The organism is Paraglaciecola sp. 20A4 (assembly GCF_011378905.1).
Classification (GTDB): Bacteria; Pseudomonadota; Gammaproteobacteria; order Enterobacterales; family Alteromonadaceae; genus Paraglaciecola.
The window spans coordinates 203,488-225,798 of the sequence record NZ_WTPY01000001.1 but is presented as its reverse complement, the minus strand read 5'-3'; the positions used below and the strand labels follow the sequence as shown (position 1 = coordinate 225,798).

Sequence of the window (22,311 nt, the reverse complement as noted above, 5' to 3'; positions counted from 1 at the left end):
GTCCAAGCGTGCACATAGGAATTGGAATAATGCCCTCACTGAATATTTTTAAAAATGTTGGACCAGGTGCTTTAGTAGCCGCAGCGTTTATTGGCCCTGGCACCGTGACGGTTTGCACGCTAGCTGGGGCTAATTTTGGTTACGTGCTGTTGTGGGCGTTGTTGTTTGCCACTATTGCCACCATTATTTTTCAAGAAATGTCAGGTCGTTTGGGTACCATAGCGCAAAAAGGCTTAGGTGAAGCGTTGCGAGAAAGCCTGCAATTCTCTATTTGCAAATGGCCGTTATTTATCCTTATCACCGTTGCCTTATACGGTGGCAACGCAGCCTATGAAGCCGGAAATTTATCTGGCGCAGCATTGGGTGTTAGTGCAATTCTAAATGAGCCAAATGAGACGGCTTTTACCTGGACAATATTGAGCATCGCAACCTTGGCAGGATTAGCTTTATGGCAGGGTAGCTATCGTCAGGTTGAACGCTTATTAATGGTTCTGGTGCTATTTATGGGCGTGGCGTTTATCGGCACATTTGTTGTCAGCCAACCAGATTTATCCGCATTTACCCATGGATTATTTACTCCAACGCTGCCCGACGACAGTTTAATTACAGTGGTTGCGTTAATTGGCACGACTGTGGTGCCGTATAATTTGTTTTTGCATGCTTCAGCAGCCAAAGCGCGCTGGCAGGGAGAGGCTGACTTATCTGCCGCCCGAGCTGACTCAGTGATCTCCATTGGCTTAGGCGGCTTAGTCGCCATGTTTATTGTATCCACAGCCGCAGCCAGTTTATTTTCAAGAGGGTTAGGGGCAAGTAGTGCGGCTGATATGGCGATTCAACTAGAGCCTCTTTTTGGTTCTTTTTCCAAGTACTTATTGGGAGCGGGCCTTCTCGCAGCAGGATTAAGCAGCTCACTGACCGCGCCACTTGCAACGGCTTATGCCATAACAGAAATTATTAACCCCAATGAAAAAACACGGGAAAAATTGTTTCGCTCCGTAAGCCTGAGTGTCTTGATAGTCGGGGTGGTATTTGCCTTAAGTGGAGCAAAGCCCATTAATATTATTATCGGCGCTCAATTCGCTAACGGGTTACTGCTACCCATTATTGCCGCTTTCTTACTTTACACTATGAATAACAAAGCATTATTAGGCAAACACACCAATGGTTTGTTAGCCAATGGATTGGGGGCTTTAGTATTTTTAGTATCTGTGGGCTTAGGCATTCGTTTAGTGCTTAAATCATTCTCGATAATGTAACCACCATTTTCATAACGCATATCAGTTAGTAAAATACGGGCATTAAAAAAGGCGCTAAGCGCCTTTTATATTAGTAAATAACAAAATCCAATATAACTAGTCTTCTTTCGGAGCGTACTTGTCTTTCATCAAGTATGCGAACGCCGTATTAAACGCCACTTCTTGATAAATTTTAAGACCCGTATCACTATATGGAATATGCACAGGGTTGCGTTTGAGCGATTCTTTAATATCTGTGGGTGACATTATCGTCACATCTAAATCAGCAATTAGCTCAATAGCGGCTTCCAATTTAAAACCTACAGCACCACCGGCAAATTTACCTTTCATTGGACGCTGGCGAATAACCACTTTATCCACTGAGTAGTCAGCCATTAACTTGGCAAAAGTTTGCTGAAAATAACGTAAGTCTTTCGCGCTATTTATATCGGTCAAGGTCAAGCGACGACTGCGAAAATCCGGTAACTGAAACACCTCTTCAGCCAACGATAACAAACACACATTCACATCATTACTATTTATTTCAACACCACAAACTTTCATATATCACCCAACTTATTAAGACCCGCGCAGTATAACGCAAAATCAGCAGACGTTAACCTTGTTTGATAAAACGCGCTAAAAATTCATCATGCTGCAGCTTATTAGTAAGAGGTGTCAGTGTTTCAGCTAATATTTAGTCATCTTGGTAACTGGCAACCTTCAATCAATTAAACGAAAAGCCCTGCAGCGAAGGCGCTGAGGGGCCATTACTTGGTACTATTTAATAGAAGGCATAATTAAATTTAACAAAGTGATGCGGTTAACCCAACAATCATAAGTCTGCTGATAGGATTTTGGAAAATAGCTTATTGAGTAAACAAAGCACTAGAGTCACCAGACATAAATTTACGCTGGTGTACCTCGATAAATATCGGCTATGCGCAACTCTGACTCACCACTATATAAGTATCTAATGACAGTGATTGCTTAGTCTCATAACTAAATCATGCTCCTGCGGCTACTCGGCTTTTTTCCAGACTTTACTGACAACTAATCTGGGCGATTAAACGCATTCGACACAGTTGCAGTGGATACACCAAGCTGCACTGATACTTGTTTAAGGTTGAGTTTTTTATTGATAGCCTTTTGTTGATAACCGCGACGTTCTACTAACATTATAAAGGCTTAATTTAGCACGATTGAATGTATTGTCGCCAGCTATACAGAGCTCGAGAGTAAGGTAGAAGTCACTTATAGATATCTATTAATACTGCGATGTTGAGAAGCTGGGCAACTTAACTGATTATTGAATCACATACAAAAACACGAGAAATACCATGCTTAAATTGTACGGATTTGACGTCAGTAATTACTTTAATATGATCAAATTAGCCTTGTATCATAAAGGCTTAGATTACGAAGTTGAAATTGTTTACCCTAACCAAGAACCTGAGTTTTTAGCCAAGAGCCCCATGGGTAAAGTTCCCGCTCTTGAAACCGACGATGGTATTATCGTCGAAACCAACATCATTTTGGAATATCTCGATGCTAAATATCCTGATAAGCCATTGTATCCATCCGACCCCTTCGCACAAGCGAGAGTTAAAGAGCTAGTTAAATTCATTGAATTATATATTGAATTACCTGCCCGTCGCTGCCACCCAGAAGCCTTTTTTGGCGGCAAGGTCAGTGATGAAACGCGCAAGGATGTAAAACGCGCACTTTACCGAGGCATCACAGGATTAAATAGACTAGCGTCATTCTCACCTTACGTGGCCGGTGAAGAATTTAGTGCCGCTGATATTATGTTTTTATACAGCGTTGATTTAGCCAGCTCAGTGGCTAAAAAATTATATGATATAGACCTGCTCGAAGGCTCTAATGGTGCTAAAGCATTGATGGCTAAGTTAAATAAACTACCCGAAGTGCAGCAAATTGCAGAGGATCGCAAAGTAGCAAATAAAGCGTTTGTAGAGTATGTAACAAGTTTTCAAAAATAAACCGCGATAAACGGTAGGCTCAGAGGGGGATCTTCCTTTACCATATAGGGCTCTAATAGGAGAACCATGATGAGCCTTACTTCCAATGCTAAATTCAGCTGCCCATATTGTATGGAAATCAATGATATTGAAATTGATCAAGATAACGATCTGGGCCAACAACTGATTGCTGATTGTCAGGTCTGTTGTAGTCCTATAGAAATCCTTATTACCCAAGACAATAATAACGACTTTATTATTCACGCTCGCACCGACAGCGAATAGTCTATTTTTACGGAGTTCTACTTTGATTGACATTTTCCATGCGTCCGACTCTTTGCGACGCAAATTACACACCATTGAAAACGAGCGCGATTTAATGCAACTAGTGCTTAAAAACCTAAGTCAATACCGGTTTGCTACACGGGTTGAACACACTGAATTGGATATTGCTTTTGCTGCGTCAGGCGGCCCAAGTCATTTCGCTAATACTGATGACATAGAGATTGCATGCACCCCCGTGGTTAGCCGCCCAACGCAATTTAACGACATATTACTAGAGCGCCAAACTGGCTATATCAATTTGTCGACACCGGCGGGTTTCATTCCTTTGGTTGACGCAGTAGAGCGCAATGGCTTTTTGCATAAAAAACTACTTAGTTAAGTTTACCCCCTTAATTTCGAGCAATAACGCCTTTGGTCCATTTGGCCAAGGGCTGTTACTCGTGATTGCACTTTTCACATTCACCCTACCGCAAACAGCCTTCAGCGAACAAATTAGCTTTAATAAAAACACGCTAAAAAATGATATACAACTGAGTTACCAATGGAATGATAAAGACCAGGAACGTCATCAGTTTTCGTTCACCTTGCCTCTCAATAAAATAAAAGCCAGTCATCACAAGCGATTTGTGCCCCAGCAAGTGAAGCAATATCAATATATTGCCATGCAAAAAGAACGCAATAAAATCGATGCTAAAGCTGCTCGAATTGAAATAAAGCGTATTGGTGGGGACCTACAGCTCAGTGTCAGCAGCCGTTCCCCCCAAGCCAGCGCAAAATACCAACGTCAATTACTCGATGCTAAAGATAAAGCTTTCGAGCAATATTTGAGCGACAATTACTACGCCCATTTTACTGATTATTTAGGCCAGCGGGGCATTAAGCCTGATCATTTACGTTACATCAGTGAAAACCAAGCGGTTCTGAAGCCGTTCGCCGAAGCCATGTATTTAGAGGCATCAGAACAGGGAGATATGCGCGCATTTTTAAACTTACTATTAAGTTGGCTGCAGAGCATTCCGTATGATGACTTAGAAAATCGGTTATCCTCAAATGGCTCAGGATTTTCGCCACCCTTAGCGCTTCTTAGTGGCAACCGTGGTGATTGTGATAGCAAATCCGTGCTGATGGCCAGTGTGATACGAGCGCTGTTCCCGCGAATTGAATTAGCTATGCTGTACCTACCAAATCACGCTTTGTTGGCCATATCATTGCCCCTATCTAAGGGGGAAAGAGGCCGACAAATTGAAGGAGAAACGTATTTATTAATGGAACCAACGGGGCCTGCTTTAATGTCGTTAAACGAAACCGCTGCAACAAGCCGCCGTGCACTTGACATGGGAATGTATAGCTACGAAATGATTCCCTAAGCGTCATATGCCAATGTTGAAAATACTTTTTGATAAAAAATACGCGCTCTTTGATAATTGCCATGTAATTATAAATGGCAGTCCATTATACCTAGCCTGAAGTAGTTTATATTCAGTAACATTGTGAGTCCTTATGAATCCATATGACATCGTGCTTTTAATCCATATATTACTCTTCTGTTATTGGTTGGGTGGTGACGTGGGGGTTTTCTACTCCAGTCAATTTGTGGTTGATAGCAACCTCAGCAGAGAGACCAGGATGACAGCCGCCAAAATTATGCTTGGCTGTGATCTTATCCCCAAAATATGTATGAGCTTAATGCTCACAGTCGGCGGGATTTTGGCACATTATTTAGGTATACAGCATGATCCGTGGCAGTTTGTCGGTATTATATTACTCGGCCCAATATGGCTTACCATGGTGCTAGTATTGCACTATTATCATAATGCTCGTTATATACCCACATTGACTAAAATTGATTATATCTTTCGCTGGATCATGATTGCTGCGATTGGTACTTCGTGTGTATATGCATACAATTCGGGAAGTTTGGATCAAACGCCATGGTTAACGTTAAAACTATTAGGGTTTGGATTTTTAATATTTTGCGGACTGATGATTCGAATAAATCTAAAAGAGTTTTCGGTCACTTATGCCAAAATGTTGCAGGACACCCACGATGACGCAGACAACCTACAAATGGTTCGTAGCCTTAAAAAAGTAAAACCTTGGGTAGTGACTATTTGGTTGGTATTGATACTTGAGGCCTATGTGGGGATCGCTAAACCGTTCGTGAGCTAATAGCAAGCGCAAAAAACCGCCGAATTGTCGGCGGTTCTGATTATTTACACATCTAAATGATACTAGAGCTGCTCTTCGGCAAATTCCGCTAAACGGCTGCGCACCACTCCGTCTAGATTGACGGTAGCACTGCCTGAGAAGTTTTTAAATTTCTCTACTATGTAAGTCAAACCTGAGGTAACCGCAGACAAATAATTACTGTCTATTTGCGCTAAATTACCACTGCAAATTAACTTAGTGCCTTCCCCACAACGCGTAATAATAGTTTTAAGCTGAGACGCGGTTAGGTTTTGTGACTCATCCAAAATCACAATAGCGTTTTGAATACTGCGGCCGCGCATAAAGTTTACGGATTTAAACTGAATATTGGCCTTTTCCATTATGTAGCTCATGGACCCCTTTACGTTTTCATCATTTTTATGCAGCACTTCCAAAGAATCTGTGATTGCCGCTAGCCAAGGGGCCATTTTTTCTTCTTCGGTACCGGGTAAAAAACCGATAGATTCGGCAATTTCAGGAGTACTACGGGTCACAATAATCTTATCGTACATGTTTTTTTCGACTACCATTTCAAGGGCTGCCGCTAATGCTAATAAGGTTTTACCGCTGCCTGCTGGACCCGTTAATATGACTAAGTCGATATGTGGGTCGAGTAACGAATGCAAAGCCATGGCTTGACCAATATTTTTGGGCGTGATCCCCCATGCTCGGCGACCCATCAGGCGCTCGTAGCCTAAATCTAGTACATCTATTTCAGTCTCTGTTACCGATTCAACCAATCCAGCAAAATGTTCGGTGTCATCAAGTAAATATTCATTAACGTATGCTTCAGGTAATACATCTTTGGTCAAAGTATGAATGGTATCTCGGCCTTCAGAACGGCTGTTCACCGCGGTCACTTCACTCCAAAAATCTCCCTTAAACCGATGAAAACCTTTGCTCAAATATTTGATATCACTAATTAGTTGGTCGGTTCGATAGTCTTCAACGTGCGCTAGCCCAGCTCCTTTTGCTTTGAGTCGCATATTGATGTCTTTGGTCACAAGCGTGACTTGACCAAGGCTATTTTGCTCTTGTAAGTACAGCGCAGTATTAATGATGCGGTTGTCGTTTTCGTCACTGGTGAACACATGTTGATCTGCAGGCAGTGCATGGTCTACGAAAATAGATAATGATCCAGTTGGCGCAGTATCGCCAGAACCAATCCCCTTCATACTAACGCCTTCCATAAGCTGTTCTGGGGTTGCGTCGTGAAGCAAATCCTCCATGGCACGAATCGATACTCGTGCGTCACGAGCAACGTCTTTTTTACTGTCTTTGATGTAATCGAGTTCTTCAAGAACAGTCATCGGGACGACAACGTCATTCTCTTTAAAGGATAAAAAGGCAAGGGGTTCGTGAAGCAGTATATTGGTATCTAGTACATAAATTCTGGTGTCTAACGCTTTTTTTTCTGGCATTCGTCACTCCGTTTTAATAAAAGGCACTGCATTACAAATTACCAATAAACAGCCAACCGTATTCAATATTGAACTGCTATTGGTTACCTGTTAGTTAAACAATAAACCACTTTACCTGCTTAATCATCTACTTTTATTAAGTAAAATTTATGTGTATGAACGCGCCTATTGATGTCTTTTCACCTATGGTTAAAGCTGCATAAGCTTGGGTTATGTGTATTTATGCACAATATGTTTAGAAGAAGGTGGATTCGCCTCCATCCTTAAGCACTATTGGTATACAATGCGCGCCGAAATTATTCCGCCCGCATCAAAAAATCAGTTATGCATACACTGTTGGAGACACTCTATGGCGCAAAAACATTCATTCGCACTTGGTCAACGTTGGCTAAGCGATACCCAAACAGAACTCGGATTGGGTACTGTGGTGTCGGTTGATAATCGTGCAGTAAGCCTATTGTTCCCGGCTACAGGCGATAGCCGAGCTTATGCAAAGCAGAGTGCTCCTCTGACCCGAATTTCATTTGACGAAGGAGACGATGTAACCAGCTATGAAGGCTGGAGCATGCAGGTAACTAGCGTAAGCGAAGAAAACGGCATGCTGACCTATACAGGTACTCGTCAAGACACCCAAGAAGAGGCTGTTCTAAAAGAAACTTTTATCGATCATAATTTTCAATTGAATCAGCCAGAACAGCGCTTATTTGCTGGTCAGTTCGATCACCCCAAATGGTTTGATTTGCGTGAACAGTGCTTAAATCATCAATATGCCCATAGCACTTCGTCGTTATTAGGGTTTGTAGGCGCACGGGTTGATTTAATTCCGCACCAATTGCATATCGCTGCTGAAGTAGGTCGCCGCTTTGCACCCCGTGTACTGTTAGCCGATGAAGTGGGTTTAGGTAAAACCATTGAAGCCGCGCTTATCATCCATCAGCAGTTATTAACCGCTAGAGCTGAGCGTGTATTAATAATCGTCCCCTCAAGCTTGGTCCACCAATGGTTAGTAGAAATGCTACGCAGAGTGAACTTGGCATTCTCTATCTTTGATGAAGAACGTTGTAGCGCAATGGCCGGAGAAAGCGGTAATCCGTTTGAATCAGAGCAATTAGTTATTTGTAGCTTAGATTTTTTAACCCACAACAGCAGCTATTATGAACTGGCCATGCAAGCCAAGTGGGACTTGATGATTGTAGATGAAGCTCATCATCTTACTTGGAGTGAAGGACAAGCTTCGCAAGAATATCAGGTCATACAAGGTTTATCACAAGTGACCAAAGGGGTATTGCTGCTAACCGCAACACCAGATCAGCTTGGCCATGAAAGCCACTTTGCTCGTTTGCGCTTGCTCGATCCCGCGCGGTTTCATGATTATCACAGCTTTGTGAAAGAAGAGCAGCAATATAGCCAGCTAGCACAAGCTATTTCCCCGTTAATATCCGGTGACGTGCTAAGCAAACAAGATATCGAGGCTATCGAAGCCTTTGCTAAAGATGAAGAGCTTGGCGACATCAATGCGATGACTCCGAGGAAAAAGACCCAGTTGTTGCATAATCTGCTAGACAGACATGGTACCGGGCGTTTGTTGTTCCGTAATAGCCGTGCAGGCGTATGTGGCTTCCCTGATCGTAAGTTGTTCAGTTACAGCCTAGAGCAGCCAGAAGAATACCTTAATGCTCAAGCAGAAGACCCGACCAATTTATCGTTACACCTTACCCCTGAACGTAATCCCGATTTGGTCAACAGTTGGTTTAATGTCGATCCTCGTGTTGACTGGTTTATCGACAAACTGCAAGCGCTTAAGGGTGAAAAAGTACTGACCATCTGCGCGAATGCCAGCACCGCGTTGCAACTAGCTGAAGTATTGCGCGTTAAAGCGGGTACTCGAGCAACGGTATTTCATGAGGGCATGGGAATAGTTGAGCGTGACAAAGCAGCAAACTATTTCGCACAAGACGAAGAAGGCGCGCAAGTGCTCATTTGTAGTGAGATTGGTAGCGAAGGTAGGAACTTCCAATTTGCCCATCATTTGGTCTTGTTTGATTTACCACAAGTACCCGATTTGCTTGAACAACGCATAGGCCGTTTAGATCGTATTGGTCAGACCCAAGATGTGTGTATTCACGTGCCTTACTTTGAAATGAGCGCCCAGCAAGTATTGCTCGACTGGTACCATCAAGGACTCAACGCCTTTGAGCAAACTTGTCCTACCGGTATGACAGTATTTGAAGAGACTCAAGAGCTATTGCAAAGCTGCTTGATGTTCCCTACTGACTTTGCTGCCAGTGAAAAATTAATCAATCAAACCGCTAGTCTTCACAAGCAGCTCAAAGAGCGGCTAGAGCAGGGGCGAGACAAACTGCTTGAACTAAATTCATCAGGTAAAGGCCGAGTAGAGAAACTTCAAAAAGAAATTTTGCAAGCAGAAGACTCCCCTACCCTTGAGCTGTTCATGACACGCTTGTTCGATACTCTGGGTCTGGCCCAGGAGGACAAAGATGAGAGTTGTTATATTCTTCGTCCCACTGAAACTATGGTAGCAGCATTGCCTGGGCTTGATGAAGAAGGTATGACGATTACCTATGAGCGCACGACAGCTACTCGTTTAGAGCATGTGAGTTTCTTCAGTTGGGACCACCCAATGGTGCAGTATGCCATGGAAACCGTCACCACAGAAATTACTGGAAAGAGCTCAGTCGCTTTAGGTGAAGATAAATCACTTCCTGCAGGCGCGTATTGGCTGGAGTGTTTATTTGTGTTGTCAGGCAAGGCTGAGAAGTCATTACAGCTTGACCGCTTCTTACCCCCCACACCCATAAAGATATGCGTGGATACCACAAATAACGTAGTGGACAAGCAGTTTATCAAACTCGATAAAGTGCGCGGAAAAATGGGCAATCAACTTATTAAAGCGCTCACGCCTCAGTTAACTAAAGCTCTCGCTGTGGCACAAAACCAAGGTGAAATTAACGCTAATAGTGTGCGTAAGCAATGCCAAAAGCAAATGAGATCTCTGCTCGGTGGCGAATTGAAACGCTTGCAAAGCTTACAAAAAGTCAACCCGTCGATACGCGATGAAGAAATCGCCCATTTACAGGGTCAAATTGATGATTTGAAAAGGGTCATCAATGAAGCGCGCGTTAATTTAGAAGCTATTCGTCTGGTTGTGAATAATCCGTAAAAACATAGGTTAGTAATAGGCTGTCACGGCAGACATATATGAAGATGGTGTTCAAGGATGAACCTGCTTTTTAAAAATTAACCTAGCTGCTTCGAAAGATTACGAGTATTGATTGACGGTAGTATGAGAGACCAAATCCCATCGCTATTTATTGACTCCATAAAAGACCGATCGTCGTCAAACCAGTGAGACTCTAACTAGCGTTAAAATTAGTATTTATTATCTAGGTGTTGTAGTTTTGTGCATCTCACAAAGAATGCTTCAATCCTCCTGATTTTTTAATCAACGTTTATTAAAGTTACTTCATTATCTATCCGATAACAGGTAACAATTAGCTGACAAACGGCATTTTATGACTATCCGCACGACTACATTCTACTGCTTGGCTGCGTGTTGTTTTACGCTTGTCCACTATGCGGTCAGTGCGAGTACGTTAAGCGATGTTCAACGACAACTATTTCCTGACACAGCCAAAGTTTTACAAGTTAATCAGAACGCCGTTCCGTTAATTGAATCACAAAACACAACGTCAAACCTTAATGGCGTGGTGATTTTAATTGGTGAGTCAGGACGTCCTCCAGTAAGCCAGCATAATCTTGCTATATTGACGCAATATTTAAATGATTTAGGTTGGGTTACCATGCAAGTTTCGCCACCTACAATTGGTTTTGAACCTGACTTAGGGACAGAAGATAACAAGCAATCTGCGGCACAAAATGACGGAGCAACTAGCGACGACGCCACAACTGAGATAGCGGAACAAAAAACCCAACCTCAACAAGATAAACCAACAACTCCTAGTTCCCCGCAATACCAAATTCATCGCATCAGTAATGCGCATTTTTTGGAACACGAAGCAGAACTCAAGGAATTGATAAACGCGACAATGCTACGGGCACAAGAGTACTCAGGTTTTCGCCTAGTCATCGCCCAAGGAAGCAGCGCCGCTTGGTTGATAAAAATATATGCTGAAAAGCAAATCCCTAACCCAGATGCTATGGTCGCTATTAGTCCATTCTGGCCACAGCGGAATCTAAACTCACTTATTGCTAAGTACACTGCTATCACAGAAATGCCGATCCTAGATATTTACGGCACTCAAGATAATAGCTGGAGTCTACTAAGCGCAGCTCAGCGAGCAACGACCGCCACCAAAAGCTTGAAGTTAGATTATCGGCAACGAGAACTTACCAGCGCTTTTAACACGAAACCTGATAGTGCTTTTGTGAGTAAAGAAATATACGGGTGGCTACATAATTTGGGCTGGTAACACATTTCTTTACATTGTAGTAGCCATATAAAACATTTTAATTATCAATTAGATAGTTAAAATGTCGACTATTTCCTGCATAAAGATCCAACAAATTCTATGCGAAACACTATACTTTTGTCTAATTCGACTTTCAAATGCGAGGTTATTAGGCTGTGATCCATGTACAAAAATTCTTAAATGTTAAGTCTCAACAACTCGCGTATTTTGTGCGAGCTTTTTGGAACAACCGTATAGTGTACAATGAATTAGACCTATACTTTTGGGACACCATGGAAGAATGGTCTCAGGTTAGTCATCTCGCTAACCAGCCAATATCACAACGAGAACGGGTATTTTGGTACGTATTGCACCAATTACATTTTTGGCCTGAACAGAAATTGCGTGAAGACATAAAAGTACGCAGCGACTTAGATTTATGTGTGCACTTTCTTGAGAGTCAAGAAGACTACCCCTTCCCATTTGAATACTCTGGCGCTAGACCTTAACATCAGGTTAAGGTCTGATTTGTTATGAACTAAGATTCACTGGCTTTTGTATTCCAAGGGGCTATTTTCAACAGCATAGCCATGCCAGGCAAAGCGCATACAAAACATAACATAAAAAATTGAGTGTAGCCGATTGATTCAATAATGTAGCCCGTTCCCGCACTCACGAACGTTCGAGGGACAGATGCGATACTGGAAAATAATGCAAACTGGGTGGCTGTAAAATGGCGATTGGTTGATTTAGCCATAAATGCAATTAACGCCACTGAGCCTAAACCTACACCAAAATATTCAAAACCGCTGGCGATCGCTAAAACGAGATGGTTGTAACCCACCATAGATAGCATCACATAACCCAAAATTGAGACCAGTTGAAAAACACCGAAAATCCATAAGCTGCGATTAATGCCCAATTTCACCATTATGATCCCACCTAAGATCGTACCCGCAGTCGCCCCTATGGTTTTGGCTATTTTGGCTACCGAACCAATTTCAACGGTAGAAAACCCCATATCTAAAAAGAACGGTGTTTCCAGCGCGGTCGCCATACTATCGCCTAATTTATAAAACATGATGAACAATAGAATGAGAACGGCTTGTTGCCAGCCTTGGCGTTGAAAAAACTCTACAAACGGCTCAACTACAGCAGAGCGTAATGTTTTTGGCTCGTCGCCAGCTTTGGACGTTTCATCAATCATCAAGGTTGTGATTAAGCCAACTAGCATAAAGACTGCAATACTCATGTGCGCCACTGACCAAGGATAAAACCCTGCTAAAATCATCGCCAATGAACCAGGTACAAACGAAGATATCCGATAGGCCTGAGCATAAAAGCCGTTACCTGCTCCAAGTTCATCATCGGGTAATAATTCTCGGCGATAGGCATCAATGACAATATCTTGGCTAGCACTAAAAAATGCAATTGCCGCCACAATAACAATAATATGACTGATCTCAGTGGCCGGGTCGTAGAACGACAATAGACTCATCAATAAGATAAGTGCCATTTGGGTGATAAACATCCACCCACGTCGTCGACCTAAAAAGGGAACTACAAAACGGTCCATCACTGGAGACCATATAAACTTCCAAGTATAAGGAAAAAGTACGAGGTTAATTAACCCAATCGTAGACAAATCAATGTCTGCAGAGCGTAACCAAGCAGGTACAAATTGAATCAGTAAATACAAGGGGAGACCGGAGGAAAAGCCAGTGCAAATACAAATGAGCATGCGTTTATTTAATAACGCCTGGCGTAACGTTTTATTATTCATAACAACTGCGTTTTCTTATGATTATAGTGTGACTGGATTGGCTAAATTAGGCTATCACCACTTGATTGCGGCCGCCTTTTTTCGCTTTGTATAGGGCTTTATCTACTCGCTCTAACCACTGCATATGTTGTTCAAATGCAGGATCAAATTGGGCTATCCCTACACTGACTGTAAAGGAAATACTTTGCTGTTCATACTTTATTGTTAGCTTTTCAACTGACTGCCGTATGCGCTGAGCAAGCACCATAACATTTTCTGCAGCCGTATCGGGCAGTAAGATTGTGAACTCTTCTCCTCCGTACCGTCCGCAGATATCCGTCTCCCTGGAAGCATGCTTGATTAATTTTGCTAATTGACGAATAACTTCGTCGCCCGCAGGGTGACCGTAAGTGTCATTAATTTTTTTGAAATGGTCAATATCCAACATGATAATCGATGAATTGCCCGGACTACGCATATTCCGTTTAAATTCTCTACTGAGTTGTTCATCCCAATAGCGGCGATTAAAAATTCCAGTTAAACCGTCTACCCGACTTAATTGCTCCAATTTAATATTTAGCTCATCAATGGCTTTCTTGTTTACCGCTTGATCCGTCACGTCGTAAACGATTATGCACATTTGATCAACATGACCAGATAGAGACGCCAGCGGAAAAATAGTGATATTTTGATACATGAATTTGGAAGGTGAGGTAATCGGTCGATTCGCACCGAAGTGAAATAAATAAGGACGTTGTTCCCAAATAACGAAAACCGGACTTTTTAAAGAAAATACCGGCTCTGCTTTTGCCCGCAACCAGCTCTCATCTATTTCAGAAAAACTATCAAACAACGATTTTCCACGGATCATACTTGGCACAATACTGCTGTGATTTTCCATAAATTGATTCCAAACCACGACACGGTAATCACGGTCAACCACCACAATACCTACCTCAATAGAGCCGAGCAAATCATGCTTCCAATGCATTTCTGATATATCATTTTTGTCCTGCACAGACCGGACTCCTAGTGTGAGGTTTTAATCAGTTTTTCGTAAACTAATTCCATGGCATGACCTGGAAATAACAGCAACAGATCAAATTGGATATCCTGTGAGTTAATTGCATAAGCAATTTCAATGGCGAGAATTTTATCCCATCGTTCACTATTATTTGCAAGCACTTGATCTATATCGCAATGTCGTCCCAATATAATGGGGTGATTATGACTAAAACGAACATTCAGTTGCTCTGATAAGGCGTTCAAGCATGCCGCAACTAAAATGTTAGAAATATCCATCAACACTTCTAGTTCAAATTCGGTTATTAAGCTTTTTTGACTGTATTTAAGCAACTTGCCCATATTGACAAAATTCGCATCATCAAACAGCACTAATGCTTCGCCATTAATGCCTCCGCCAATGAAGCCATGGGATACCGCAGAGATACTATCCCTGTTCTTGACATCAGAAATCGCCATATGCAACTCGTTACGAGTAATGAGGTTTACATTTGGAATAGGTAACTGAATAAACTCCCCAAGTAACTTAGCCAATTGTTCACCAGCCCGGCCCATCGCAACATTTGCCATTTCTCGATAAGCATCGAGTTCAGCCGTATGACTATGGGATTCGATTACCTCGAAATTCTCCTGACGCTCTTGGGCACTTGGCTCTCCAGCATAAATGCCATACTGACGAAGAATGTCACACAGTTTTTGGTTATCAACGGGTTTGCCGATAAAGGCAATCGCACCCAACGCTAGCATTTTTTTGTGAGCCTCTGGCTGAACATCACCTGAGACGACAATCACTAAAGTGGGTAAATCGTGCTCCTTTACGACGTGCATAGTTTGGTAGCCATCCATCACCGGCATATTCAAATCTAAAAACATGACATCGCCTTTACCCTCCTTGATAAATGCTATTGCTTCTTTGCCGTTTTCTGCGAAATACATTTCGACATCCCATCCGTCAGGGATAGAACGAGCCATCTGCCGACGAGCAAAAGCTGAGTCATCACAAATAAGAACTGACGTTGTCATATAAAGTACCGATTCCGTAGTTAAAGGCTGAATTTACGCCATTTAAGGAATATTTTTTGAACTGTGATGTATAAATCTACTCCATTAATATTAAGATTAATCAGCTTTTTCCACAAGCAGACCTTAGTTCAAAGTAATCGCGATTAAGGCCTACAATTTCGGACCAACAAATGCTTATAATCTGTTAAAATATCGTCAGTAATTTCTAAATAAGTGGTCACCAAAACGCTATGAAACAATATCTGGATTTATGCCGACGCATAGTCGAAGATGGCATATGGGTAAATAACGAAAGAACCGGCAAAAAATGTCTGACGGTCATCAACGCCGATCTCAGTTATGATGTTGCAAATGGTGAGTTCCCGCTGGTAACGACCCGTAAAAGTTTTTACAAGTCCGCGATTGCCGAAATGATTGGCTATATTCGCGGCTACGATAGCGCCGCAGATTTTCGGAAAATTGGTACTTCTACTTGGGATGCCAATGCCAATGAAAACCAAGCTTGGTTGAATAATCCCTATCGTAAAGGTGACGACGACTGTGGGTTAATCTACGGTAAAATAGGACGAAACTTTCCCAAACCCGATGGTGGAAGTATCGATTTATTAGCTAAAATTGTGCACGATTTAAAAAATGGCATTGATGATCGAGGTGAAATTCTCACATTTTATCACCCTGGGGCATTTCATATGGGCTGCTTACGTCCGTGTATGTATAGCCATCACTTTTCCTTACTGGGTGATACTCTGTTCTTAAATAGCACTCAGCGCAGTTGTGACGTGCCATTAGGCCTAAATTTCAATATGGTACAAGTCTATTTTCTACTGGCCATTGTTGCCCAGATTACGGGCAAGAAAGCCGGTATGGCATACCATAAGATAGTGAATGCTCATATTTATGAAGATCAACTTGAACTGATGCGCGACGTACAGTTAACACGTGAACCACTGGCCATGCCAAGACTCATTATTAATCCAGAGATTAAATCGCTAAAAGATTTGGAAACCTGGGTCACTATGGATGACTTCAGTATTGAGGGTTACGAGCATCATCCAGCTATCAAGTATCCATTCTCAGTATAAAAATCAGTAGTCACCTTAGCTAAAGGCGTTTTTAGAAGCGTCATAGGTAACTGCATGGCGAACCAGCACAACTGCACAACCAACGCAGCTTAAGGTCTAGCTAAGATTGGCCACGCCCAAAATTTCAGGCATTAAATATGAGTTTGTGGATCCCGTTTACCTTATTGGCTGCGTTTATGCAGTCTTGGCGAAATGCATTTCAAAAACGCTTGAGTGTTGACGTTGACACATTGGGCGTTACCCTTGCACGCTTTATACTTGCCGTTCCTATGGCCGCTATCTATGTATCGCTTGTGTTCTATTATGATGATACTGAGGTTCCCATAATGGAATGGCATTTTTACTTAATTATTCTATTGGGCGCAATATCACAGATATTTGCCACTGCTTTAATGGTTACGTTATTCCGTTTACGTAATTTTGCCATGGGCGTTGGTTTAGCGAAAAGTGAAGCCGTTATTGCAGCTGTTTTAGGGGCGTTATTCTTCGCCGCACCGCTTTCTTATGTAGCTTGGATTGGCGTCGTTATCGGTGGGGTTGCCGTATGGCTAATGAGTGTGCCAAAAGGCATGAGAGATATTTCGTGGCCGACGCTGATAATCGGTTTAGCGAGTGGGCTTTGCTTTGCCTTCACAACGCTTTTAGTGCGTGAAGCCAGCTTAATGACGAAGCTACCGTTTTTACAAGGTGCAGCATACGTATTGTTTTGGATTTTACTCGTACAAACTATTGTCATGCTGGTGTGGTTACTGATCCGCAAACCCAGTACCCTGCGAGCACTATGGGTAAGGCCTAAATTGGTATTTGTTATTAGCTTTTGTAGCTTTGTCGGTTCGATTGGTTGGTTTACCGCGATGAGCTTAGAAACGGTGGCTCTAGTGAAAACCTTGGGGCAGGTAGAGATTTTCTTCACTCTGCTCATTTCAGCAAAATGGTTTAGAGAAAAATTACAACGTTCAGATAAACTGGGGTTGGGAATGATACTTGTCGGTGCAATATTTGTTATTTTGGCATAAAAAACCAGCTTTACGTCTAACTTAAAGCTGGTTTATGTAATCGTTAATAAAGCTTAGAACGCGTAGTTATACTGGGCAGCTAAGATAAAAGCGTTGCCTTCACTACTAAACTCCCATTGACCACCAGCATCATCTGCTTCAGTAAATGTGCGGTCTTGACCACGAACAATGCTTAATCCTAAGTCAATAGATGAACTGTCATCAAGTAAGTAGTTTGCGCCAGCGCTTAACCACAAACGATTAGTATCAGGGATCGAAATAGACAACAATTGAGAGTCTGTAGGTGTCTCATCGTAAGCAATACCAGCACGTAATTTCACTTTTGCATTTAACTGGTAATCGGTTCCAATCGCGTAACGGAAGCTATCAGAGAAATTTTCTTCTTTTTCAAAAATAGGATCTTCTTGGCTAGGAACATACGCTTCTAAACGCTCAAAACTGCTCCAGTGCGTCCACATTACGCTGTAATGAAGCCCCCATTTTTCGTCTAACTTATGACTACCTGAAAATTCAGCTATCGCAGGTAATTCTATATTTACTGTACCTGGTTGTGATTCACCGGCCTGACCATTGGGAAATACGCTAGGGATAAGCGGTAATTCATTGGTATACGTACCGTCAAAGGTGATATCAACTTTACTGCGGTAATGAAATCCGAAGCGAGAATTTTCATCTATATCATAAGCTACACCGAGGTTATAGCCGTAACCGTAGTCATCGCCTTCTAAGTCCACAGCTAATGTACTAGCTGGCACAGTTATACCATTAGCAGCCAAGGCATTACTGAAATCCCCTAAGTGACGGGTAATCGTTGCGTCGGCATAAATAATATTAAGCCCACCAGCAACCGTTAAACGGTCGTTTAGCTTATAGGAAACACTGCTGTTAAAGTTGATGGTCACTATTTCAGTTTTACCCGCTAACTGACCTGCCGCATAATCTTCATCGAACTCTGTAGCCAGTCCGAAGTTTGAGAAAAGACCAAAACCGACGGCGAATTTGTCATCAATAGGCATAACAAAGTAAGTAGCTGGTACAAAGGCTTCAGGGGCAATACTGTCATCGTCTAACCCAGCGGCACTGGAATATACTGGTGCGCTCTCACCTGTTAGGCTCACATCAGGCACAATATATGTACCAACAACAGACAATTGGTTCTCACTGAACTGTGACATCAAAGCTGGATTACGGGCAACAACAGAGGCATTTTCAGCAATAGCAGCGTCACCAGCAAATGCTCGACCTAAACCAGAAGCGCTGTGCTCTGATAATTGAAACGCAGCAGCGAAGGTGTTCAATGATAAGGTACTTAAACCCGCCGCTAAAAGAATTTTATTTAATTTCATATGTTCTCTTTATGACTCGGATAACCGCAAACAACAAGCGTAGAGTCTGTCCAAAAATTAGGAGGCGGATAATATAGCTTTTGTTATGAAAATGTCAGTATTAGTCGATAAAATGCCATTACTTTGCGGTAAAATCGTACAAATCACACGTATTAGGTTTTTATCGCCAGTGCATTTAACCATTAATCTTTGTGCTGTTAACCAACCTTTAACAATTTAGGGCTTAACGGTATTTTTGCACAACCGTACCGCACAACTCGGTTAAATATTTTGCGTCAGCAAAAATACGCCAACACCCAAAGTAAATAGATACGAACCCCACAGAGAGTGTTCAATCACTACAACCAATGTTGAGCGTGATTGCATATATCGATAACCAAAGAGCACCCCACCAATACCTGATAAGCCGACTGCTATCCAGTTTCCGTAAACTACATGGGCAAGGGAGAAACTCAACGTACTCAGAGCCCAGCGTATATTTTTCGAGGGAATAATGCCTTTATAGCGATGAAAAAAGAAGGTTCTAAAGATCAGCTCTTGGGGGATAACTGAAATAATTGGGTAAATAGCCAATGTTATTAACCAAAACTGAATATCTTCTCTGGGCAATTTAAATAGAATTTGCGGCGCAAAGTAATGTACTAGTAGCCCAAGTGCTATAGCTGCTGGCACAAAGAGCTTTAACGAAGCACGAATATGCACCCAAAAGTCATGGGTATTAAATAGGCGAAAACGGTTAAAGTCGACGTCTCGCCACAATAACCACAGACAATATCCTCCCATCAACAGCAATAGGGGCATCAACCAAGTGTCATAGTCAGAAACAAGAAACAATATTAACAGCGGGGTACATAAAAATAGAACGGTCAACTCAGACCAGCGTAACAAATGCATATAAAAACTCCTAGAGGGAATATTATACAATTAGTGCGCAGTTTTTGTTCATAATTTTGTCATGAAAATATGTTAGCAGGTTAAATATATAAGAGCGAAGTAGAATTTACCTGCCCGTTCAGTAATGAGTACTCCTCACTAAAAAGCTTTCATATTAGTATTATTTTTTGCATTCCCCCTTGTAAATGTCCTATAAACGACACATATAATCTGTGTATAAAAATAAAAAATTTTAATTTTTATTCCTTTCAATAACTGTCCTTAAGGAGATATATATGACGACCATCAATATCGGTATCGATGAAGCAGATAGATTGAAGATTGCTGACGGGTTAAAAGCGTTATTAGCAGATTCTTACACATTGTATCTACAGACCCATAATTTCCATTGGAATGTGACTGGCCCGCAATTTCGTGAATTACATTTAATGTTTGAAGAGCAATACATTGAGCTTGCCACAGCGGTAGACGATATTGCTGAACGTATTCGCACCTTAGATGTTGCTGCACCTGCCACATACAAAGAATTCGCAAAATTAAGTTCGATTAAAGAAGTTGAAGGTGTACCTGCATCGGCTGAAATGATCGACCTGTTAACGAAAGGCCATGAGCAAGTCGTGAAAACCTCACGAGAAGTCTTGAAATTGGCTCAGGCTGGTGATGATGAATCGACTGCGGCGTTGGTATCAGACCGTATGCGTATTCACGAAAAAACCTCTTGGATGTTACGTGCTACACGTAAATAAATAATAATCAGTTTAAAAAGGGCTAGTTTACTAGCCCTTTTTTTATATGTAATCGGCAACATTAGTTAACAAGTGTTGTGCCACCATCAATCGGTAATATTTGTCCAGTCATAAACGCACTAGCACGACTGGCTAACATCACTGCCACTCCGGCGATATCAGACGGTTCTCCCCAGCGGCGCATAGGAATAGACTGTAACTCTTCTTCAAATGCCTCTTTATCTTCGCTTAAAAACTCAGTCATTTTTGAATAAAAGCGTCCAGGGGCAATAGCATTAACGCGAATGTGTTTACTAACCAATTCATTGGCTAATACGCGTGTCATTTGATGAATTGCAGTCTTAGAAACGGCATAACTAAAATTATCCAGTCCATTACCCACAATACCAGCGATAGAGCCGATATTAATGACCGAAGATGTATTCTCGCTAGATGCATTTTTTTCGAGCAGTGGCATCAGCGCCTGAGTCAAAAAGAACGGACTCTTCACGTTGAGGTCCATAACTTTGTCCCAACCCTTTTCAGGAAACTGACCAAAAGGTGCACCCCATGCTGTGCCGGCGTTATTCACCAATACATCAATATGTTGTTCACGGTCATTTAGTTGCTTCACGAGGTCCATCACGCCTTCACTTGTGGCTACATCGCCGACCAGCGCGACACAATCACCAAACTGACTCAACTCTTTCGCCGTGTCCAAACAAGCTTCAGCCTTGCGAGCAGTAATATATACTCGTTTAGCACCGGCTTCTAAAAAGCCCTGCGCCATAAAAGCACCTAACCCGCGAGATCCACCAGTAACCACGCATACTTTGCCCTGCATTGAAAACAAATTTTCCAGCATTAAATACTCCTGAATATAAATCAATTATTGTTGATTTAGACTAACAAGAACAACTAACGCAGATTATTTTTTAGGGTGATAATTAAGTATAGATATCGTGGGCAGAATAGATTTTTTTGCGCAAAACTGGCTCACGAAATACGTGAGCCAGACAAATAAATAAACGGTTAAGCTTTCACACCTTTGTGTTGAGTCGCTGGAATCTCTACCATCTTATTGCGACGTAGCGACCAAACCATTAATACCAGTCCACCGATAATCATGGGAGCAGACAAAATTTGCCCTTGAGAAATTCCCATTGAAAATGCGCCTTCATAAAGTCCGATGTGTTGATCCGGTTCACGGAAGAACTCCACAAAGAAACGAAAACAGCCATAACAGACCAAGAATAGACCACTAACTGCCCCTACAGGACGTGGCTTACGTGAATAAAGCCAAAGAATGATGAATAAGGCGACGCCTTCAAGAGCAAATTCATACAATTGCGATGGATGGCGTGGCAAGGCACCCGCTCCTGGAAATATAACCCCCCAAGATACATCCGTAGTGCGTCCCCACAGCTCTGCATTAATAAAGTTACCAATGCGCCCTGCCCCTAAACCAATGGGCACCAACGGCACAATAAAGTCTCCTACTTGCAGAAAACTACATTTGGCTTTTCGAGAAAACCACCACAAGGCAGCGATAACCCCCAACAGCCCTCCATGGAACGACATACCACCAGTCCATATTTTGAACAAATACATGGGATCAGATAAGAAGAGATCAAATTGATAGAAGAATACATAACCGATCCGCCCCCCTAAAATTACACCTAAGAAGCCCCAAAACAATAAATCACTCAGTTGGTCTTTCGTCCAATTAGTTCGCGATAAACGCACGCCAGCAAGCCAGAATGCAGCAGCAAAGCCTATAAGATACATCAAACCATACCAACGCAAACTAAGCGGACCAATACTGAAAATGATGGGGTCTATCTGCGGAAATGTAAAATAACTACTTACCATGTTGAAT

22 protein-coding genes are annotated in these 22,311 nt (G+C 42.1%); 12 read left to right on the top strand and 10 right to left on the bottom strand.

From position 1 onward, the window contains the following. The first annotated feature begins 29 nt into the window (after positions 1 to 29). Positions 30 to 1,256 (top strand): Nramp family divalent metal transporter, encoded by a 1,227-nt coding sequence (locus tag GQS54_RS00915; protein ID WP_166422130.1) that lies wholly within the window; start codon positions 30 to 32, stop codon positions 1,254 to 1,256. A gap of 96 nt (positions 1,257 to 1,352) precedes the next feature. Here the strand turns inward: GQS54_RS00915 and GQS54_RS00910 are convergent, their stop codons facing one another. Together GQS54_RS00910 and GQS54_RS23025 are read right to left on the bottom strand one after the other, a co-directional pair. Then, positions 1,353 to 1,799 carry a DUF3010 family protein gene (locus GQS54_RS00910; RefSeq protein ID WP_166422129.1) on the bottom strand — a complete coding sequence of 149 codons (447 nt, stop codon included), beginning with the start codon at positions 1,797 to 1,799 and terminating at the stop codon, positions 1,353 to 1,355. Between the two features lie 489 nt (positions 1,800 to 2,288). Beyond that, on the bottom strand, positions 2,289 to 2,414 hold the full coding sequence (locus GQS54_RS23025) for a hypothetical protein (RefSeq protein ID WP_346766543.1): 126 nt from the start codon (positions 2,412 to 2,414) through the stop codon (positions 2,289 to 2,291). Between the two features lie 161 nt (positions 2,415 to 2,575). Between GQS54_RS23025 and GQS54_RS00905 the strand changes: the two genes are divergently transcribed. The 5 genes from GQS54_RS00905 (at position 2,576) to GQS54_RS00885 (ending at position 5,671) form a co-directional block, all read left to right on the top strand. Further along, positions 2,576 to 3,238 (top strand): glutathione S-transferase, encoded by a 663-nt coding sequence (locus GQS54_RS00905; RefSeq protein ID WP_166422128.1) that lies wholly within the window; start codon positions 2,576 to 2,578, stop codon positions 3,236 to 3,238. Between the two features lie 69 nt (positions 3,239 to 3,307). Next, entirely contained in the window at positions 3,308 to 3,502 is a 195-nt protein-coding gene (locus GQS54_RS00900; RefSeq protein WP_166422421.1) for a CPXCG motif-containing cysteine-rich protein, read from the top strand. Between the two features lie 22 nt (positions 3,503 to 3,524). After that, complete coding sequence (locus GQS54_RS00895; RefSeq protein ID WP_166422127.1) at positions 3,525 to 3,881, top strand: hypothetical protein; 357 nt, start codon at positions 3,525 to 3,527, stop codon at positions 3,879 to 3,881. Beyond that, positions 3,850 to 4,869 (top strand): hypothetical protein, encoded by a 1,020-nt coding sequence (locus GQS54_RS00890; RefSeq protein ID WP_166422126.1) that lies wholly within the window; start codon positions 3,850 to 3,852, stop codon positions 4,867 to 4,869. Before GQS54_RS00895 ends, GQS54_RS00890 begins: the two co-directional genes overlap by 32 nt. 259 nt (positions 4,870 to 5,128) lie before the next feature. Next, the gene (locus tag GQS54_RS00885) at positions 5,129 to 5,671 is read left to right on the top strand and encodes a hypothetical protein (RefSeq protein WP_240919787.1); all 543 of its coding nucleotides are present in this window, start codon (positions 5,129 to 5,131) and stop codon (positions 5,669 to 5,671) included. 62 nt (positions 5,672 to 5,733) lie between these two features. On the opposite strand, the gene GQS54_RS00880 is transcribed toward GQS54_RS00885, so the two are convergent. Then, on the bottom strand, positions 5,734 to 7,131 hold the full coding sequence (locus GQS54_RS00880; RefSeq protein WP_166422124.1) for a PhoH family protein: 1,398 nt from the start codon (positions 7,129 to 7,131) through the stop codon (positions 5,734 to 5,736). A gap of 349 nt (positions 7,132 to 7,480) precedes the next feature. On the opposite strand from GQS54_RS00880, the gene rapA reads away from it, so the two are divergent. From rapA to GQS54_RS23150, 3 genes are all read left to right on the top strand, one after another. After that, positions 7,481 to 10,312: an RNA polymerase-associated protein RapA gene (gene rapA, locus GQS54_RS00875; protein WP_166422123.1), complete on the top strand. Its 2,832-nt coding sequence runs from the start codon at positions 7,481 to 7,483 to the stop codon at positions 10,310 to 10,312. Between the two features lie 352 nt (positions 10,313 to 10,664). Next, positions 10,665 to 11,582 (top strand): DUF3530 family protein, encoded by a 918-nt coding sequence (locus tag GQS54_RS00870; RefSeq protein WP_166422122.1) that lies wholly within the window; start codon positions 10,665 to 10,667, stop codon positions 11,580 to 11,582. A 155-nt stretch (positions 11,583 to 11,737) separates the two neighbouring features. Beyond that, positions 11,738 to 12,070: a hypothetical protein gene (locus tag GQS54_RS23150; RefSeq protein ID WP_240919786.1), complete on the top strand. Its 333-nt coding sequence runs from the start codon at positions 11,738 to 11,740 to the stop codon at positions 12,068 to 12,070. A gap of 29 nt (positions 12,071 to 12,099) precedes the next feature. Here the strand turns inward: GQS54_RS23150 and GQS54_RS00860 are convergent, their stop codons facing one another. From GQS54_RS00860 to GQS54_RS00850, 3 genes are read right to left on the bottom strand one after another with little or no spacing between them, the layout of a single operon-like run. Beyond that, a complete protein-coding gene (locus GQS54_RS00860; RefSeq protein ID WP_166422121.1) occupies positions 12,100 to 13,344 on the bottom strand; it encodes an AmpG family muropeptide MFS transporter in 1,245 nt (414 codons plus the stop codon). 46 nt (positions 13,345 to 13,390) lie between these two features. Continuing rightward, positions 13,391 to 14,341: a GGDEF domain-containing protein gene (locus tag GQS54_RS00855; protein ID WP_166422120.1), complete on the bottom strand. Its 951-nt coding sequence runs from the start codon at positions 14,339 to 14,341 to the stop codon at positions 13,391 to 13,393. Positions 14,342 to 14,352: 11 nt separating this feature from the next. Then, a complete protein-coding gene (locus tag GQS54_RS00850; RefSeq protein ID WP_166422119.1) occupies positions 14,353 to 15,369 on the bottom strand; it encodes a response regulator in 1,017 nt (338 codons plus the stop codon). Between the two features lie 230 nt (positions 15,370 to 15,599). Between GQS54_RS00850 and GQS54_RS00845 the strand changes: the two genes are divergently transcribed. Both GQS54_RS00845 and GQS54_RS00840 read left to right on the top strand, forming a co-directional pair. Then, positions 15,600 to 16,451, top strand: coding sequence for a thymidylate synthase (locus tag GQS54_RS00845; protein WP_166422118.1), 852 nt, complete (start codon positions 15,600 to 15,602; stop codon positions 16,449 to 16,451). 137 nt (positions 16,452 to 16,588) lie between these two features. Then, positions 16,589 to 17,467, top strand: a complete 879-nt coding sequence (locus GQS54_RS00840; protein WP_166422117.1) for a DMT family transporter — start codon at positions 16,589 to 16,591, stop codon at positions 17,465 to 17,467. 53 nt (positions 17,468 to 17,520) lie between these two features. On the opposite strand, the gene GQS54_RS00835 is transcribed toward GQS54_RS00840, so the two are convergent. Beyond that, positions 17,521 to 18,813: an outer membrane protein transport protein gene (locus tag GQS54_RS00835; RefSeq protein WP_166422116.1), complete on the bottom strand. Its 1,293-nt coding sequence runs from the start codon at positions 18,811 to 18,813 to the stop codon at positions 17,521 to 17,523. A 261-nt stretch (positions 18,814 to 19,074) separates the two neighbouring features. Beyond that, entirely contained in the window at positions 19,075 to 19,707 is a 633-nt protein-coding gene (locus tag GQS54_RS00830; protein WP_166422115.1) for a CPBP family intramembrane glutamic endopeptidase, read from the bottom strand. A gap of 275 nt (positions 19,708 to 19,982) precedes the next feature. Here GQS54_RS00830 and GQS54_RS00825 point away from each other — a divergent pair, with 275 nt between their 5' ends. Then, positions 19,983 to 20,453: a Dps family protein gene (locus GQS54_RS00825; protein WP_166422114.1), complete on the top strand. Its 471-nt coding sequence runs from the start codon at positions 19,983 to 19,985 to the stop codon at positions 20,451 to 20,453. A gap of 61 nt (positions 20,454 to 20,514) precedes the next feature. On the opposite strand, the gene GQS54_RS00820 is transcribed toward GQS54_RS00825, so the two are convergent. After that, positions 20,515 to 21,297: a RhlG family 3-oxoacyl-ACP reductase gene (locus tag GQS54_RS00820; RefSeq protein ID WP_166422113.1), complete on the bottom strand. Its 783-nt coding sequence runs from the start codon at positions 21,295 to 21,297 to the stop codon at positions 20,515 to 20,517. Positions 21,298 to 21,464: 167 nt separating this feature from the next. After that, on the bottom strand, positions 21,465 to 22,304 hold the full coding sequence (gene lgt / locus GQS54_RS00815) for a prolipoprotein diacylglyceryl transferase (RefSeq protein ID WP_166422112.1): 840 nt from the start codon (positions 22,302 to 22,304) through the stop codon (positions 21,465 to 21,467). Positions 22,305 to 22,311 lie beyond the last annotated feature (7 nt).

Excerpts from the sequence above, each read along its gene's own strand:
- GQS54_RS00915 (WP_166422130.1), top strand. The coding sequence starts at position 30 with ATGCCCTCACTGAATATTTTTAAAAATGTTGGACCAGGTGCTTTAGTA.
- GQS54_RS00910 (WP_166422129.1), bottom strand. The coding sequence starts at position 1,799 with ATGAAAGTTTGTGGTGTTGAAATAAATAGTAATGATGTGAATGTGTGT.
- GQS54_RS23025 (WP_346766543.1), bottom strand. The coding sequence starts at position 2,414 with ATGTTAGTAGAACGTCGCGGTTATCAACAAAAGGCTATCAATAAAAAA.
- GQS54_RS00905 (WP_166422128.1), top strand. The coding sequence starts at position 2,576 with ATGCTTAAATTGTACGGATTTGACGTCAGTAATTACTTTAATATGATC.
- GQS54_RS00900 (WP_166422421.1), top strand. The coding sequence starts at position 3,308 with ATGAGCCTTACTTCCAATGCTAAATTCAGCTGCCCATATTGTATGGAA.
- GQS54_RS00890 (WP_166422126.1), top strand. The coding sequence starts at position 3,850 with ATGGCTTTTTGCATAAAAAACTACTTAGTTAAGTTTACCCCCTTAATT.
- GQS54_RS00885 (WP_240919787.1), top strand. The coding sequence starts at position 5,129 with ATGACAGCCGCCAAAATTATGCTTGGCTGTGATCTTATCCCCAAAATA.
- GQS54_RS00880 (WP_166422124.1), bottom strand. The coding sequence starts at position 7,131 with ATGCCAGAAAAAAAAGCGTTAGACACCAGAATTTATGTACTAGATACC.
- rapA (WP_166422123.1), top strand. The coding sequence starts at position 7,481 with ATGGCGCAAAAACATTCATTCGCACTTGGTCAACGTTGGCTAAGCGAT.
- GQS54_RS00870 (WP_166422122.1), top strand. The coding sequence starts at position 10,665 with ATGACTATCCGCACGACTACATTCTACTGCTTGGCTGCGTGTTGTTTT.
- GQS54_RS00860 (WP_166422121.1), bottom strand. The coding sequence starts at position 13,344 with ATGAATAATAAAACGTTACGCCAGGCGTTATTAAATAAACGCATGCTC.
- GQS54_RS00850 (WP_166422119.1), bottom strand. The coding sequence starts at position 15,369 with ATGACAACGTCAGTTCTTATTTGTGATGACTCAGCTTTTGCTCGTCGG.
- GQS54_RS00845 (WP_166422118.1), top strand. The coding sequence starts at position 15,600 with ATGAAACAATATCTGGATTTATGCCGACGCATAGTCGAAGATGGCATA.
- GQS54_RS00840 (WP_166422117.1), top strand. The coding sequence starts at position 16,589 with ATGAGTTTGTGGATCCCGTTTACCTTATTGGCTGCGTTTATGCAGTCT.
- GQS54_RS00835 (WP_166422116.1), bottom strand. The coding sequence starts at position 18,813 with ATGAAATTAAATAAAATTCTTTTAGCGGCGGGTTTAAGTACCTTATCA.
- GQS54_RS00830 (WP_166422115.1), bottom strand. The coding sequence starts at position 19,707 with ATGCATTTGTTACGCTGGTCTGAGTTGACCGTTCTATTTTTATGTACC.
- GQS54_RS00825 (WP_166422114.1), top strand. The coding sequence starts at position 19,983 with ATGACGACCATCAATATCGGTATCGATGAAGCAGATAGATTGAAGATT.
- GQS54_RS00820 (WP_166422113.1), bottom strand. The coding sequence starts at position 21,297 with ATGCTGGAAAATTTGTTTTCAATGCAGGGCAAAGTATGCGTGGTTACT.
- lgt (WP_166422112.1), bottom strand. The coding sequence starts at position 22,304 with ATGGTAAGTAGTTATTTTACATTTCCGCAGATAGACCCCATCATTTTC.